The 15,417-nt window shown below is 64.5% G+C and carries 15 protein-coding genes; 8 read left to right on the plus strand and 7 right to left on the minus strand.

What is annotated here, in order from left to right; all coding sequences use genetic code 11:
* Positions 1-55: 55 nt before the first annotated feature.
* The 3 genes from F0Q04_RS23695 to F0Q04_RS23705 form a co-directional block, all read right to left on the minus strand.
* Positions 56-415, minus strand: a complete 360-nt coding sequence (locus tag F0Q04_RS23695; RefSeq protein WP_116926388.1) for a hypothetical protein — start codon at positions 413-415, stop codon at positions 56-58.
* A gap of 366 nt (positions 416-781) precedes the next feature.
* Entirely contained in the window at positions 782-1,141 is a 360-nt protein-coding gene (locus tag F0Q04_RS23700; protein ID WP_116926246.1) for a hypothetical protein, read from the minus strand.
* Positions 1,113-1,364, minus strand: a complete 252-nt coding sequence (locus F0Q04_RS23705) for a hypothetical protein (protein WP_182343822.1) — start codon at positions 1,362-1,364, stop codon at positions 1,113-1,115. The genes F0Q04_RS23700 and F0Q04_RS23705 overlap by 29 nt, the downstream gene beginning before the upstream one ends.
* Positions 1,365-1,539: 175 nt before the next feature.
* On the opposite strand from F0Q04_RS23705, the gene F0Q04_RS23710 reads away from it, so the two are divergent.
* The 8 genes from F0Q04_RS23710 to F0Q04_RS23745 all read left to right on the plus strand — a co-directional run bounded on the left by F0Q04_RS23710 (position 1,540) and on the right by F0Q04_RS23745 (position 10,012).
* Complete coding sequence (locus F0Q04_RS23710; protein WP_116926245.1) at positions 1,540-3,732, plus strand: malate synthase G; 2,193 nt, start codon at positions 1,540-1,542, stop codon at positions 3,730-3,732.
* Positions 3,733-4,165: 433 nt separating this feature from the next.
* Entirely contained in the window at positions 4,166-4,579 is a 414-nt protein-coding gene (locus F0Q04_RS23715; protein ID WP_116926244.1) for a hypothetical protein, read from the plus strand.
* Between the two features lie 118 nt (positions 4,580-4,697).
* Positions 4,698-4,997: a hypothetical protein gene (locus tag F0Q04_RS23720; protein WP_021025064.1), complete on the plus strand. Its 300-nt coding sequence runs from the start codon at positions 4,698-4,700 to the stop codon at positions 4,995-4,997.
* Positions 4,998-5,161: 164 nt separating this feature from the next.
* Positions 5,162-5,497 (plus strand): hypothetical protein, encoded by a 336-nt coding sequence (locus tag F0Q04_RS23725; protein WP_021025065.1) that lies wholly within the window; start codon positions 5,162-5,164, stop codon positions 5,495-5,497.
* 117 nt (positions 5,498-5,614) lie between these two features.
* The gene (locus F0Q04_RS23730) at positions 5,615-7,291 is read left to right on the plus strand and encodes a DUF4384 domain-containing protein (RefSeq protein ID WP_182343823.1); all 1,677 of its coding nucleotides are present in this window, start codon (positions 5,615-5,617) and stop codon (positions 7,289-7,291) included.
* On the plus strand, positions 7,288-8,523 hold the full coding sequence (locus F0Q04_RS23735; RefSeq protein ID WP_182343825.1) for a tetratricopeptide repeat protein: 1,236 nt from the start codon (positions 7,288-7,290) through the stop codon (positions 8,521-8,523). Before F0Q04_RS23730 ends, F0Q04_RS23735 begins: the two co-directional genes overlap by 4 nt.
* Before the next feature lie 17 nt (positions 8,524-8,540).
* A complete protein-coding gene (locus F0Q04_RS23740) occupies positions 8,541-9,107 on the plus strand; it encodes a pentapeptide repeat-containing protein (protein ID WP_182343827.1) in 567 nt (188 codons plus the stop codon).
* 62 nt (positions 9,108-9,169) lie between these two features.
* Positions 9,170-10,012: a ChaN family lipoprotein gene (locus F0Q04_RS23745; protein ID WP_232539463.1), complete on the plus strand. Its 843-nt coding sequence runs from the start codon at positions 9,170-9,172 to the stop codon at positions 10,010-10,012.
* 19 nt (positions 10,013-10,031) lie between these two features.
* Here F0Q04_RS23745 and garD read toward each other — a convergent pair whose 3' ends face one another.
* From garD to F0Q04_RS23765, 4 genes are all read right to left on the minus strand, one after another.
* Complete coding sequence (gene garD / locus F0Q04_RS23750; RefSeq protein ID WP_116926239.1) at positions 10,032-11,603, minus strand: galactarate dehydratase; 1,572 nt, start codon at positions 11,601-11,603, stop codon at positions 10,032-10,034.
* Between the two features lie 101 nt (positions 11,604-11,704).
* On the minus strand, positions 11,705-12,706 hold the full coding sequence (locus tag F0Q04_RS23755; protein WP_116926238.1) for a Bug family tripartite tricarboxylate transporter substrate binding protein: 1,002 nt from the start codon (positions 12,704-12,706) through the stop codon (positions 11,705-11,707).
* Between the two features lie 56 nt (positions 12,707-12,762).
* Complete coding sequence (locus F0Q04_RS23760; protein WP_182343831.1) at positions 12,763-14,058, minus strand: glucarate dehydratase family protein; 1,296 nt, start codon at positions 14,056-14,058, stop codon at positions 12,763-12,765.
* A gap of 54 nt (positions 14,059-14,112) precedes the next feature.
* On the minus strand, positions 14,113-15,408 hold the full coding sequence (locus F0Q04_RS23765) for a TRAP transporter large permease (protein WP_116926236.1): 1,296 nt from the start codon (positions 15,406-15,408) through the stop codon (positions 14,113-14,115).
* Positions 15,409-15,417 lie beyond the last annotated feature (9 nt).

The raw sequence follows: 15,417 nt of genomic DNA on the forward strand, positions 1-15,417 counted from the left end.
GCTGCAAAAGCAAACGGGCCCATCGGGCCCGTTGTGCTGTGGCGACCAACGTCGTTTACATGGTCATGTTCGATTCGACATCGGCCACCTTGCGGCGGGCCAGCGCCAGGTTGGAGCGGGCCTTGTCCAGCACGTAGTAGACGAAGATGCCGGCCAGCTTCTGCGATGGGCGGATAAGGTGGTACTGCTTGCCCAAGGTGATGAGGATGTCGTCGATGTTGTCGTTCAGGCCCAGGGCCTTCATCGTCTTCATCTTGGCGCGCACCACTTCGGTGTTGCCAGCTGCTGCCAGCTCCATGTCCACACCGCTGCCGATGCTGCCCAGCATCATGCCGCTGCTGTAGTCCACCACGGCAGCGCACAGCGCGCCGTCCATCGTCATCAAGTCGCTCAAGCTGTCGTTCAGATTTGCCATGTCGATCTCCAATCCATGTGATCTATATCAAGCACTACCACCTTATGAAGGTATAGATGATTCTAATAAGTCACTTCTGATCGGAGCAATCATTCTCTGCATGCGGCTGTTACCCAGGCAGGTGCATTCGGCGCAGATATTCGACATTTGGATAGCAACCGCGCATGGTCTGGCTTATGTCCGCCTGCAAAAAATGCAGGCGAAGACCATACCCGCATATCGTAACAAAGCGTATGTTATTTGCGACGCTATGGCCGCCTGGGCGCCCAGTCGGGTGGCAGGGCAGCGCACCACCCCAGGCACGAAGGCAAAACTGGCGCAGACGCCAGCTTGGCCTGGCGCGGCCCGGCCTGGCGCGGCCCGACCTTACATGGTCATCGCGCTTTCGACGTCGGTCACCTTGCGGCGTGCCAGTGCCAGGTTGGCGCGCTTGTTGTCGAGCACGTAGTACACAAAGATGCCGGCCAGACGCGAGCAAGGACGGATGATGTGGTACTGCTTGCCCAGCGTGATGAGGATATCGTCGATGTTCTCGTTCAGGCCCAGGGCCTTGATGGTCTTCATCTTGGCGCGCACCACTTCGGTGTTACCGGCAGCTGCCAGTTCCATGTCCACGCCAGTGCCGGCGCTGGCCAGCATCATGCCGCTGTTGTAGTCGACAACGGCTGCGCACAAAGCGCCGTCCAGAGACATCAGATCATTCAAGCTGTCGGTCAAATTCGCCATGGAAACACTCCTGAGAAGCGAAGGCGCGTGGAAAATTACCGCCTCCTGATGAAAATGATTGTATCTGATCATTTCTGATTTCCATCAAGCTTTGCGCGCTTTTCTGACGGCTTGCTACTTTTGGGCAACAGCTGTGGTAGGGGCGCTGCAGCAAGCCAGCGCCTACGCCGACAGCATCCTGACAAAGGCTTGATATATAAATATGTCGGATCAGATCATTCAAACCATCACATCCACACCCCCCCCCTAACGAGGCGCTGACAGTCGTTGATTACATCCATAAAAGTCATATATCAAAGTGTTTTTAATGGATTGATTGCCATGGCGGGTATGGAATAAAGTGTGCTGATGGGTGCTCCCGCGCACCTGCAGTTGTTAAGTATTGAAAGGTAGACACCATGACTGAACGCACCACCGTCCACGGCCTGCAAGTGGCCCAGGTTCTGTATGACTTTGTGAACACCCAGGTGCTGCCAGGCACCGGCGTGGAGCCCGCTGCGTTCTGGCAAGGTTTTGATGCCATCGTCTCTGACCTGGCGCCCAAGAACGCGGCCCTGCTGGCCGAGCGCGACCGCCTGCAAGCCGAGCTGGACAGCTGGCACAAGGCCCATCCCGGCCCGATCACCGACATGCCGGCCTACCGCCAGTTCCTGACCCAGATCGGCTACCTGGTCGAGCAGCCGCAAGACGTGAAGGCCAGCACCGAGAACGTGGACTCCGAGCTGGCCGTGCAAGCCGGCCCGCAGCTGGTGGTGCCCATTCTCAATGCGCGCTATGCGCTCAACGCGGCCAACGCCCGCTGGGGCTCGCTGTATGACGCGCTCTACGGGACCGATGTCATTGGCGAAGACGGCGGCGCAGAAAAGGGCAAGGGCTACAACCCGGTGCGCGGCGCCAAGGTCGTCGCCTATGCCCGCCAGTTCCTGGACCAGGCCGCGCCGCTGGCAAAAGGCTCGCACGCCGATGCCAGCGGCTACGCCGTCGAAGGCGGCCAACTGGCCGTCACGCTCAAGGACGGCAGCAAGACCGGCCTGCACGAAGCTGCCAAGTTCGTCGGCTTCCAAGGCGATGCCGCCGCACCCCAATCGGTGCTGCTGAAGAACCATGGCATCCATATCGACATCATCATCAACAAGGCCACCCCCATTGGCAGCAGCGATGCCGCCGGCGTCTCTGACGTGGTGGTGGAAGCGGCGCTGTCGACGATTCTCGATCTGGAAGACTCGGTGGCGGCGGTGGACGCTGAAGACAAGGTCAACGGCTACGCCAACTGGCTGGGCATTCTCAAGGGCACCTTGACCGAGTCCTTCGACAAGGGCGGCAAGACGGTGACCCGGGGCCTGAACGCCGACCGCGAGTACACGGGCGCCAATGGCGACAGCCTCAAGCTCCATGGCCGCTCGCTGATGTTCCTGCGCAATGTCGGCCACCTGATGACCAACCCGGCCATCCTCTGGGGTGCCGACCAGAAAGAGATCCCCGAAGGCATCATGGATGCGGTGGTGACCACGGCGATTGCCATGCACGACCTGCAGGGCAAGGGCGCCCAGGGCATCCGCAACAGCCGCACCGGCAGTGTCTACATCGTCAAGCCCAAGATGCATGGCCCGGCCGAAGCGGCCTTTGCCAACGAGCTGTTTGGCCGCGTCGAGCAGATGCTGGGGCTGCCTGCCAACACCGTCAAGCTCGGCATCATGGACGAAGAGCGCCGCACCACGGTGAACCTGAAAGCCGCGATTGCCGCAGCGCCTGCACGCGTGGCCTTCATCAACACCGGCTTCCTGGACCGCACCGGCGACGAAATGCACACCGCCATGTACGCCGGCCCCATGGTGCGCAAGGCGGACATGAAGACCTGCGCCTGGCTGCCCGCTTATGAAAAGAGCAATGTGCTGGTGGGCCTGACCATGGGCCTGCGCGGCCGCGCCCAGATCGGCAAGGGCATGTGGGCCATGCCCGACCTGATGAAGGCCATGCTGGAGCAAAAGATTGCCCAGCCCAAGGCCGGCGCCAACACCGCTTGGGTGCCCTCGCCCACCGGCGCCACCCTGCATGCGCTGCACTACCACCAGGTCAATGTGGCCGAGGTGCAAAAGGAGCTGGAAAAGACCAGCGCCGATGCCGAGCGCGACAACCTGCTCAATGCCATCCTGCAAGTACCCGTGGCCGCCAACCCGAACTGGAGCGATGCCGACAAGCAGCAGGAAGTGGACAACAATGTGCAGGGCATCCTGGGCTATGTGGTGCGCTGGATCGACCAGGGCGTGGGCTGCTCCAAGGTGCCCGACATCCACAACGTGGGCCTGATGGAAGACCGCGCCACCCTGCGCATCTCCAGCCAGCACATCGCCAACTGGCTGCAGCACGGCATCGTGACCGAAGCGATGGTGCGCGACAGCTTCGCCCGCATGGCCAAGGTGGTCGATGGCCAGAACGCAGGCGACGCGGCTTACAAGAGCCTGGTGGCCAACCCGCAGGGTGCCGCCTTCCAGGCCGCACTGGACCTGGTGTTCAAGGGCAAGGAGCAGCCCTCGGGTTACACCGAGCCATTGCTGCACGCCTGGCGCCTGAAGGTCAAGGCCGGCGCATGAACGCAGGCCTCCGCCTTGCGCGGCACAGCGCATGGTTTGCCCTAGGGTAAACACCAGGAGCAGCCCAATGGGCTGCTTTTTTTTATAGCACCCCCGCTAATCCGGTTCAAAGCCTGCCCCATTTGGGCAGGCTTTTTTACTTATTCGTAAAAACAAAGCTCAAAAGTAAAGCGCCTTACCAATTTGCAGATCTTTGTAAAGAAATTGCTTACGCATCTATTCGGTTTATAGGCTCATATGTAATTCACTTGTTACTCGCATATTTATTTTCTATAGGCACTTTCAAAAAATCAAAGTCAATTGCTACCAGATATTTCTTATGTCATGAAATATTCATGAATCACTCGGTTTCAACTCGTCATTTCGCGGCACCGGTCTGCAGTTAAAAACACGCCTTAGCAAGTTTTCGTCTATCGGCAAGGAGCTATTGACTATGGGCCATCAATCCATTACATGCGCCAAGCAGGCATGCATCCAGGTACTGGCACAACAGCGGCATCTGCTGCTGTGGGCAGGCCTGGGGCTGAGCGCCTCGGTATTCGCCCAAAACAACCAGCAGGTGGTGGTCAATGGCGGCATCGTCAATATCTCCGGCCCGGCGGCCCAGGCGGTGATGAATATCTCATCGAACAAGAACATCCGCCAGATTCGCGGCAACAACCAGGTGACCTCGGTCAATGGCGTGGTCGCGAACATGGCCAGTTTCGGTGCCTATAGCGAATTGAATATTGCGTCGCGCAATGGCGGAGTCGGCAGCGGCAGCCAGGTGGTGTCCGTAGGCGGACCGGTGGTCAACCAGGCCACCGGCACCGGCATGCGCAGCGTAGTGAACATTGGTGGACGGTAGCAGGGCGCCCTGCGGCCGCACGCCAATGAACGGTTCGGTTTCTCCGACATGGGGAGCTGACTGCAGAGGTGCATACACAGGAAGTGCACCATATTCTTTCAGTAACGAGGAGATTTATATGAAGAAGTTTTTCGCAATTCTGGTGTCGGTTTCGGCTATCGCCATGTCTGCCCAGGCAGAAGTGAAAATCAAGGGCAACAACGACCAGAAGGTCACTGTAAAGAACGGCGCTGTCGCCAATATGGCCATCGGCGCAGGTGCTACCGCTACGCAAAACCTGGCCTCCAACAAGGGCAACGTCAATATTGGCGGCAATAACAAGCAGGAAGTCTCGGTCACCAATGGTGCCGTGGCCAATATGGCGATCGGCGCGATGACCAAGGCCGAGCAAAACCTCGCCTCCAACGACGGCAAGTAATCCCCATCCCTTCATCCCGCTGGCCGCCGAATGCGTCTGGAGACCATTTGCTGGCCGGCCCCTATAAAAAAGATCTTCTGCAGAGCATTCGTCAGCGCCAAGGGATGCGGCCGCATCCCTTCGCCTGCGATCGTTGTGCAGAGGGTCCCTCAAGGAGACTGCGCATGAAAGCCAGCTATGCCGGGGTATGGGTTCTCGCCCTGTTGTGCGCCGCCGCACAGGCCCAGCAAAAGCCACCCGCAGGCCGCACCGGGCTCGATCCAGCCTCACGCAACAAGGTGAGCAATGCCATGGCCCGCAACTACCTGACGGAGCAGGACTCCAGATCCGCCATCGAGCGTGAAATGGTCACCGGCCCCTCGGGCAAGAACTGCAATACCAATGTGGGTGCCGCCCCCCAGATCAACGAAGGCACGGCCGGTATCGGTAACCGCTATGGGGCAGGCAATGCCGACCAGGTCACCGTGGTACGTGGCTCAGTCATCAATATCTGCAAATAAACACGATGGCTTCTGCGCCAGAGCCAGAAAACTCTGTGCAGCCACCCCGGGACGAGGGAGCCCGGCAGCACGCTGAGCCCAGCGGCAGCCCCACCATCGCCATAACGAATAACCACCATGCATCTTTCATCGATTCGCCGCCTGGCGCTTGCGCCCTGCGTGCTGGCCTTGTCTGCCTGCAGCATCCAGCCCACCTTGTCCGACCGCAAGGACATCATTGAAAAGGGCATCACCGAGCAGTCACCGCTGGTCACGCCCACCAAATCCGCATCGGCGATGCGCGAAGGCCTGGCCTGCATGGACCGCATGCTGGCGGCCGAGCAGGTGCCCTCGACGCTGGTCGCGGTCAAGAGCATCCCCGATCCCTCGGGGCTGTTTTCCACCGGCACCAAGGAGATGGTAATCACGGCGCTCTCGCGCATGTCACGCACCAGCCAGGCCTTCCGCGTGGTCGACTATGAAGTCGATGCGCTCAAGCAGGACACCGTGCAGACGATGACCAGCCTGCTGCTCAACAACGGCCAGATCGAGCTGCGCAAGCCACAGATCTATGTCTCGGGCGCCATCAGCTTTGGCGACAAGACGGTGGTCTCCAAGCGCAGCAGCCTGGGCGTCTCCACCGCCAATACCGACACCGGCTACAGCTGGGACTTGCTGGGTACGGTGGTGGGGCTCGATCTGCATCTGGGCGACATGAACTCCCGCACGCTCTACCCCGGCCTGGATTCAGCCAACGAGCTGGTCGTCGCCACCGGCGGCCGCTCGGTCGAGATCGGCGGGCGCGCCACCGGCCTGCCCAAGCACATCTACCGCCTGGGCGTGCAGTACGAAGTGGCTGCCGACGTGAACCAGGGCGCGGGCGCGGCCGTGCGCCTGCTGGTCGACCTGGCCACCATCGAGCTGGTGGGCAAATGGGCCAAGGTGCCGTACTGGGAATGCATCGACTACGAGCAAAACCACCCCGAATTCAAACGCCAGATGCGCACCTGGTTTGACGAGCAAGGCGCGGCCGACCGCATCACCTTGGCCCAGCGCGTGCTGCAGGCCCAAGGCGCCTGGAGCGGCCCCATCGATGGGAACGACTCCACCGCGCTGCGCAATGCGCTCGCGCTCTACCAGGCATCGCTGGACCTGACCCCGGTTGGCGTCGTCAACTTTGAGACCTATATGGGGCTGCTGCGCCTGTATGCCGGCATGTCGGCCGATGACAAGATCGCCTCCAGCTACTCGCCGCAAAGCAACGAACTGAAGCCGCGCCCGCACGGCCTGCCGGACAACGAGCCGACCACCGACGCGTTGGCGCTGTCCCTGCTCGGCCACAAGGAGCTGGCCTCGCAGCTGCCCATCGGCACCTCGGTGGTGCTGCGTGTGGCGCCGGCCCGCACCGGCTTTCTCTACTGCTACTACCAGGATGCCGCCCAGGTGGTCACCCAGGTCTATCCCAACCCGCAGCAGCAGGCGGTGGTGGCCCAGGGTCGCATCGGCCTGATGGTGCCCGATGTGTCGCAGGCCAATTCCTTCCTGATCGAGACCGCCCGCCCTGGCGTGGAGCAGGTGTACTGCGCCCAGACCACCAAGCCGCTGACCGGCCGCGTGCCGGTGGCCCTCACCCAGGCCCAGCTGGCACCGATTGAGGGCCTGACCAGCATCGAGGCCGTGCAGCAGCAGATTGCCGCGCAGACCGGCGTCATCGCCCAGTCGCAGCTGCGCTGGGAAGTGGAGGGCCCTGTGGCCACCCCCCTTGCCCAGCCTGCCCCTGCCGCCGCCCCCGCACGCCGCGGCAAAACGCGATGAGGCGCCTCGCACCTACCCGCCGCCGGGCGGGCCTTTTGGCGCTGACCGGCGGGCTGCTGCTGCAAGCCTGCGCCAGCTGGGCCGCCATCGTGCTGCCATCGGCAGGCGGCGGCGATGCCGGCGCGGCCGCCAGCAGCCCGGCCCCTGCAGCGCCCGCCGCGCCGGGCTCATCGATCCGCATGCCAGCCCAGCGCAGCGATGCCAGCCTGCAGGCGCTGCGCCGACAGGCACAGGAAGGCGAAGTCAGCGCCCAGTTCGAGCTGGGCATGTACTACTACCAGAACGCCGGCCTGCCGCAAGCGGGCGCCCAGGCCCGCCAGTGGCTGGGCCAGGCCGCCGCACAAGGCGATGCCCGGGCCATGGCGGCGCTGGGCTACATGCTGGGCACGGGCACCGGCGGTGTGCGGGATGTGCCCACCGGCCGCCAGTGGTTGCAGCGCGCAGCCGATGCGCGCCTGGCCAAGGCCACCTACCTGCTGTCCCTGGTCGAGCGCAAAGTGACTGGCCCCAAGGCCATGCAGCAGTCGCGCTTGCTGCTGGAGCAGGCCGCGCGCGATGGCGATGCGATGGCGCTCAATGACCTGGCCGTCGAGCGCGAGCTCGAAGGACGCATGAACGAGGCCAAGGAGCTGTACGCCCAGGCCCAGGCCGGCGGCAGCCAGACGGCGGCCCAAAACCTCGGCCGCATCGCCAGCTACCAGCGCGCCAGCACCGCCGAGCAGCTGGGCCGCCTGCGCGCGCGTGCCGACGAGGGCAATGCCAATGCGCTGCTGGAGCTGGCCTACCGCTACCATCTGGGGCGCGGCGTGCAGCGCAATTTCGCCACCGCCATCCAGTACTACCGGCGCGCGGCCGATGCCGGCTCGCCCAAGGCGCGCGAGTTTCTGGCGCTGATCTTCAGCCGCAGCAACGACAAGCAACCGGTCATTGACGAAGCCTGGATGCAGGAGCTGGCCGCGCGCATCAATGCCGTGGCCTTGCAGGTCGAAGAAAAACACCCCAGCGCGCCGCCCGATCGCCCCCAACGCGTGGCCGACCCGCTCTCGCAGCTGAGCCAGCAGCCCTTTGCCTGGCCAGAGCCGCCCGCCGCCGATGGCGATGCGGCGGCAGATACCAACACCCCACCGCTCTCGCAGGAGCAGGTGGTGCCGACCGAGGGGCTCCCCTCTGCCGCGCATGCCCCAGGCATGCAGCCCTCCAACCTGAGTCACAACGCGCCGCTCACCGAGTAGCGCAAGAAAGGACAAGCATGCAACAACCCAAAATCAAGCAGGCCCTGGCCGTGCTGACCCTGAGCCTGGCCGCTGGCGGCGTCTGGGCGCAAGGCGCCGTCATCTCGGCCCCCGGCGTCGATGTGCGCGGCGGCAGCCAAGGCGCCTCGGTCACCGTCAACGGTGCCGTCGTCAATGCGGCTTCGGGCCGTGGCGCCGTGGCCGAGACCAATATCCCCGGCCGCAGCAGCACCGTGCACGGTGGGGCCGGTGGCGCAGCCGTCGTCGTCGAAGGCCAGGGCAAAACGTCGGCCACCGTGCGCAGCCAAAAGCGCAGCGGCGGCGGCAACCAGGCCCATGTGAACGCCAATATGTCCGGCTCCAACCTGCCCCAGGCCAACTTTGCCGGCCACAGCTTCACGAATGTAGACCTGTCCAACTCCAACCTGCAGGGCGCCAACTTCCAGGGCGCCGAGCTGGTCAATGTGAGCCTGGACAACTCCAACCTGGCCGGCGCCAACCTGACGGGCGCCACCTTGGTCAACGTGTCGATGGAAGGCGCATTGACCACCGGCGCGATCTGGACCAACGGCCAGCGCCGCTGAGCGAGGACACGGCAACCCTTCAGGTCGACAGGCCGCAGGCCAGCCACTACGATGCGCGAATGATGCAAATACCATCCATTCGCAATGGTGGCTGGCTGTCCGGCCTGCTGGGTCTGGCGCTGCTGGGCGGTTGCACAAGCCAACCGCCCCAAGCCGCAGCCTCCGCCAACGCCGAATTCAACCTGGCAGCCTTGGCGCGCTCCAAAGCGCCCGATGTGCTGCTGCTGGGCGAGCAGCATGATGCGCCCGAGCACCAGCAGTGGCAGCAGACCACGGTGGCCCAGTGGGCCGCGCGACAGCAATTGGCCGCCGTGGTGCTGGAGATGGCCGACGCCGGTCACAGCACCCAGGGCCTGGCCCCCAGCGCCAGCGAAGCCCAGGTGCAGCAGGCGCTGGCCTGGAATGACAAGAGCTGGCCTTGGCGCCACTACGGCCCGGCGGTGATGACGGCGGTGCAGGCGGGGGTGCCCGTGCTGGGCGGCAACCTGCCGCGAGCGCAGATGCGCGATGTGATGCAGCAAACTCGCTGGGACAGCCACCTGCCCGCTGCTGCATGGCAGCGCCAGCTCGACGCCATTGCCGACGGCCACTGCGGCCTGCTGCCCGAGGGCCAGCTGGCCCCGATGGCGCGCATCCAGCTGGCCAAGGACGACAGCATGGCCCAGACCGCTAGCTCCCAGCTGCAGCCCGGCAAGACGGTGCTGCTGATCGCCGGGCGCGGCCATGTGCTGCGCAGCATCGGCATTCCGACCTGGCTGCCTGCGGGCACCCGCTCGGTGGTGGCCATTGGCCAGGCGGGCAGCCAGGCCCAGGCCGATGCGGCCGACCGCGACTGGGTACACAGCACCCCGGCGCTGCCGGCCCAGGACCACTGCGCCGCGCTGCGCGAGAAGTGGAAGAAGTAGAGGCCAAGCCTCTGCGTGCTCAGGTCACCGGGGCGGGGTTGAACAGCACCAGCGCATTGTGCAGCTGCCACTCCTCGGCCCAGGTCTTCTTGCGGCCGCTGGCCACCTCCAGCATCAGGCGGAACATCTCCCAGCCCATCTCCTCGATGCTCGCCTCGCCATCGGCAATGCGCCCGGCGTTCACATCCATCAGGTCATGCCAGCGGCGCGCCAGATCGCTGCGCGTGGCCACCTTGATCACCGGCACCTGCGCCAGGCCATAGGGTGTGCCGCGCCCGGTGGTGAACACATGCAGGTTCATGCCGGCGGCCAGCTGCAAGGTGCCGCAGATGAAGTCGCTCGCGGGCGTCGCCGCATAGACCAGGCCGCGCTCGATGCCGCGATCTGCGAGTCTCTGGCCGGGCGAGAGCACGCCGGTGATGGGCGCTGTGCCGCTCTTGATGATCGAGCCCATCGCCTTTTCCACGATGTTGGACAGGCCGCCCTTCTTGTTGCCCGGCGTGGTGTTGGCGCTGCGGTCCACCTTGCCCTTGTCCAGGTAGGCGTCGTACCAGGCCATCTCGTCGATCATCGCCTGCGCCACCTCAGGGGTTGAGGCGCGTGAGGTGAGCTGGTCAATGCCATCGCGCACCTCGGTCACTTCGCTGAACATCACGGTCGCCCCTGCGCGCACCAGCAAATCGGTGCAAAAGCCGACGGCCGGGTTGGCGGTGACGCCGCTAAAGGCATCGCTGCCGCCGCACTGCACGCCCACGACCAAGGCACTGGCCGGCACGGTCTCGCGCCGGCGCTGGTTCAGCCGTGCCAGGTGCGCCTCGGCGCGGGTCATGATGGACTGCACCATCGACATGAAGCCCACATGCGCCTCGTCCTGCAGGCAGACCACATCCAACGCGGGCGCGCGCTCATCGGCGATCGGGAAGGAGCCCGGCGGCAGCAGGCGCTCGGGCTGCAGCTTTTCGCAGCCCAGGCTCACGACCATCACCTCGCCGCCAAAGTTCGGGTTGTGGCTGATGTTGCGCAAGGTGCGCTGCGGGATCTCGGCACCCACCGCATCAATGGCCACGCCGCAGCCATAGCTGTGCTCGAGCCCGACGACATCGTCGACCTGCGGGTAGCGCGGCAGCAGCTCGGCCTTGATGCGGCGCACCGCAAAATCGAGCACGCCCGCCACGCACTGCACCGTGGTGGTGATGGCCAGGATATTGCGGGTGCCCACCGTGCCATCGGCATTGCGGTAGCCCTCAAAGGTATAGCCCTCCAGCGGTGGCAGATCGGGGGCCGGCACCGTGGCAATGGGCAGGCCTTCGAGCGAGCGGGCCTCGGGCATCTGCAGCAGGCGCTCATGCACCCAGCTGCCCGCGGCAATGGCCTGGCGCGCATAGCCGATGACCACGTTGTAGCGGCGCACGGCCTCGCCCTGCGCAATGTCCACCAAGGCCACCTTGTGCGCCTGCGGCACCTGCTCGACCAGCCGCAGGCCCGAGGGCAGCACCGTGCCGGCCGGCAGCCCGCCGTCATTGGCGATGATCGCGACGTTGTCCGCCGCATGCATGGAAATCGAAAGTGGGGTCGTTCTGGCTTGTGTCATGGCAAATACTCTCTACGGCGGTGCTCCGGCAGCGTAGCGCATGCGCGCTGCCGGCCCGCCTGGCACCTGTCGCTTTGCGCGACAGGGCCGCACGCAAACGCTCAATCGGCCTTGATGCCGGCGGCCTGGATCACCTGCGCCCATTTGGCCACCTCGGCCTTCTGAAACTCGGCCAGCTCGGCCGGCGTCATCGTCGAGGGCTGCATGCCAAAGGCCTTCAAACGCGTCTGCACTTCCGGCGTGGCGACGATCTTCATGATCTCGGCATGCAGGCGGTCCACCACGGGCTTGGGTGTGCCAGCGGGTGCAAACACCGCCTGCCAGGAGCCCATGTCAAAGCCCTTTTCACCAGCCTCGGCAATGGTCGGCACATCGGGCAGCGATTCCAGACGCTTGGAGCTGGTCACCGCGATCGGGCGCAGCTTGCCGGCCTGGATGTGCGGGCCCACGACCAGGGCCGTGTCAAACATCATGTCCACCTGGCCGCCGATGACATCCTGCACCGCCGGGCCGCTGCCCTTGTAGGGCACATGGGTGAACTTGACGCCCGTCTGGTAGGCCAGCAGCTCCAGCGCCATGTGGTTGGAGGTGCCGCTACCGGGCGAAGCCGAGGTCAGCCCGCCGCTGGAGGCCTTGGCCTTGCTGCCAGCCATCACATCGGCCAGGGTCTTGTAGGGGCTGGAGGCGGGCACCACCAGCACCAGCGGGCCCGAGCCCAGCATCGCGACCGGCGTGAAGGATTTGACCGGGTCGTAGTCGAGCTTGGAATACAGGCTGATATTGATCGCATGCGAGCTGATGGTGCCGCCCAGGATGGTGTAGCCATCGGGCGCGGCGCGCGCGGCCAGTGCCGAGCCCACGCTGCCGCCGGCCCCGCCCTTGTTCTCGATGATCATCGGCGTGCCCAGCGCCTTGCCCAGCGGCTGGGCGATCACGCGTGCCAGGGTGTCGGTATTGCCGCCGGGGGGAAACGGCACCAGGTAGGTGATGGATTTGCCCGTGGGCCAGCTGCTTTGGGCCAGCGCGGAGGTGCTGGCCAGGCCGGCGCCCAGCATCAAGGCGCTGGCCGCGAGGGAGCTTTGGATCAGGGTTCTGCGTTGCATGGATGTCTCCTTGGTTTGTAATCGTCAAAAGGCTGGTTCAATGAACTCGGTGGGGCTCAGAAACGCGGCTGCTTGCCGTCGAAGCTCGGGTCGTACTTGCGCATCTGGCCCAGGTCATCGCGGTTGCGGATGCCGCAGTGCAGGTAGTTGTCATGCAGGCGCGCCAGCGCATTGCGGTCCAGGCGCACGCCCAGACCCGGCGCGGTGGGCACGCGCAGGCTGCCCGCTTCAAACTGCAGGCGCCCGCCTTCGATGACCTCCTCGTCCTGCCAGGGGTAGTGCGTGTCACAGGCATAGGTGAGCAGCGGCACGCTGGCACACAGATGCGTCATCGCCACCAGGCTGATGCCCAGGTGCGAGTTGCTGTGCATCGACAGGCCCAGGTCAAAGGTGCGGCACAGGGTGGACAGGCGCTGCGTGGCGCGCAGGCCGCCCCAGTAGTGGTGGTCGCTCAGCACAATCTTCACCGGGCAGCCCATCTCGGCATTGCGCCGGAACTCGGCAAAATCGGTCACCACCATATTGGTGGCCAGCGGCACCTCACAGGCGCGGGCCACGGCCGCCATGCCGTCCAGCCCGGGGGCCGGGTCTTCGTAGTACTCCAGCACGCCGCGCAGCTTCTCGACAATGCGCAGGCTGGTCTCCACCGTCCAGTTGGCATTGGGATCGAGGCGCAAAGGCAGGCCGGGAAAGGCCTCGGCCAGGGCCAGAATGCCGGCAGCCTCCTCATCGGGCGGCAAGGCCCCGGCCTTGAGCTTGATGCTCTGAAAGCCGTACTGGCCCATCATGCGCTGGGCCTGTGCCACCAGCTGCTGCGGTGTCAGCGCCTCGCCCCAGGCATCCGGGGCATAGGGCTGGCCGGCATGCTCGGCGTACTTGTAGAACAGGTAGGCCGAGAACGGCACACTGGGGCGCGCCGCGCCGCCCAGCAGATCCACGACGGGCGCATTCGCCATCTGGCCTTGCAGATCAAGCATGGCCACCTCGAACGCACTGACCACCTTGGCCACTGTTTTGGACACATGGGTGCCCGGCGCGAGCGACACCTGCTGGCCCAGAAACTCCGAGGCCGTTTGCACGGGCGGCGCCACCAGCGCGGCCACCCGCTGCTCCATCTCGTTGAGCGCCCAGGGCGACAGCCCCACCAGTGCCGGTGCCGCCTTGGCCAGTGCATCGAGCATCGGCTGGTCGCCATAGCTCTCATTGATGCCCACCAGGCCCGAGGCCGTCTCGATCTCGATGATGGAGCGCAGCGCCCAGGGCTCGTGGATGCCGGCAGCGTTGAGCAGCGGCGGATCGCGGAAGGCAATCGGCGTGATGCGGATATGGCGAATGGCGTGTGAGGTACTCATCGTGAAAACGCAGAAGAAAGCAGAAGGAGTGAAGGGTTGGGAGGCGGTGAATGCTTAGCGCACGGTCATGAAGATCTGCGGCAGCCAGGTGGTGAAGGCCGGCACAAAGGTCACCAGGCCCAGCGCAAAGATGAGCGCGCCATAGAACGGCCAGATGGTGCGCATGACGGTACCCACCGACACACCACCAATGGCGCAGCCGACAAACTGGGTCGTGCCTACCGGCGGGGTGTTCAGCCCCAGCGCGCAGTTGATCAGCAGCACAATGCCGAACTGCACCGAGCTCATGCCGTAGTGCTGGGCAATCGGCAAGAAGATGGGCGTGCACAGCAAGATGGTGGCGGCCATGTCGAGGAAGGTGCCGAGCAGAAACAGGATGATGTTGATCAACAGAAACACCATCCAGGGCGTGGTGGTGACCTGGGCCAGCATCTGGCCGGTGAGCTCGGCCACGCCGTAGAGGCTGATGAGGTAGCCAAAGGTGCTGGAGATGCCGATCAGCAGCAAGATGATGCCGGTGTTGCGCACGGCCTTGGAGGCGGCCTTGACAAAGTGCGACCAGCTGAGTGACCGGTAGACAAACACCGTCAGCGCCAGCGCATAGAGCACGGCGACCACGGCCGACTCGGTCGCGGTGAACACGCCCGACAGAATCCCGCCCAGAATCAGCACCACGACAAACAGACCCGGCAGCGCCGCGGCCAAGCTGCGGCCCACGACCTGCCAGCCGGGGAAGGTGCCGGCCGGGTAACCACGGCGGCGTGCCACCCAGTAGGCCGCGCCCAGGTTGCTCAGGGTCAGGATCAGCGCCGGGATGATGGCCGCCAGAATCAGCGCCGCAATCGAGACCTTGCCGCTGGCCGCCAGCGCATAGATGATGATGTTGTGGCTGGTGGGCATCAGTGCGCCCACCAGGGCAGCATGCGTGGTCACGTTGACCGCGTAATCGGCGTGGTAGCCCTCTTTCTTCATCATCGGGATCATCACCGCACCCATGGCCGAGACATCAGCCACCGGCGAGCCCGAGACGCCACCAAACAAGGTGCAGGCCACTACGTTGGACATGCCCAGGCCGCCGCGCACATGGCCGATGAGCGCCCGCGCAAAGTTGACGATGCGGTCGGCAATGCCGCCGTGCAGCATCAGCTCGCCGGCAAAGATGAAGAACGGAATCGCCAGGAAGGAGAACACCCCCATGCCGGCAGTCATCTGCTGAAAGCCCACCTCCAGCGGCAGCCCCTCATAGGCCAGCGTGGCCAGCGCAGACAGACCAATGGAGAAGGCCACCGGCACGCCCAGCAGCAGCAGGACGGCAAAGCTCAGGCTCAGAATCAGCAAGGCTGTGGTCATCGCCGCGCT

The sequence above is a fragment of the Comamonas koreensis genome (genome assembly GCF_014076495.1).
GTDB classification, from domain to species: Bacteria; Pseudomonadota; Gammaproteobacteria; order Burkholderiales; family Burkholderiaceae_C; genus Comamonas; species Comamonas squillarum.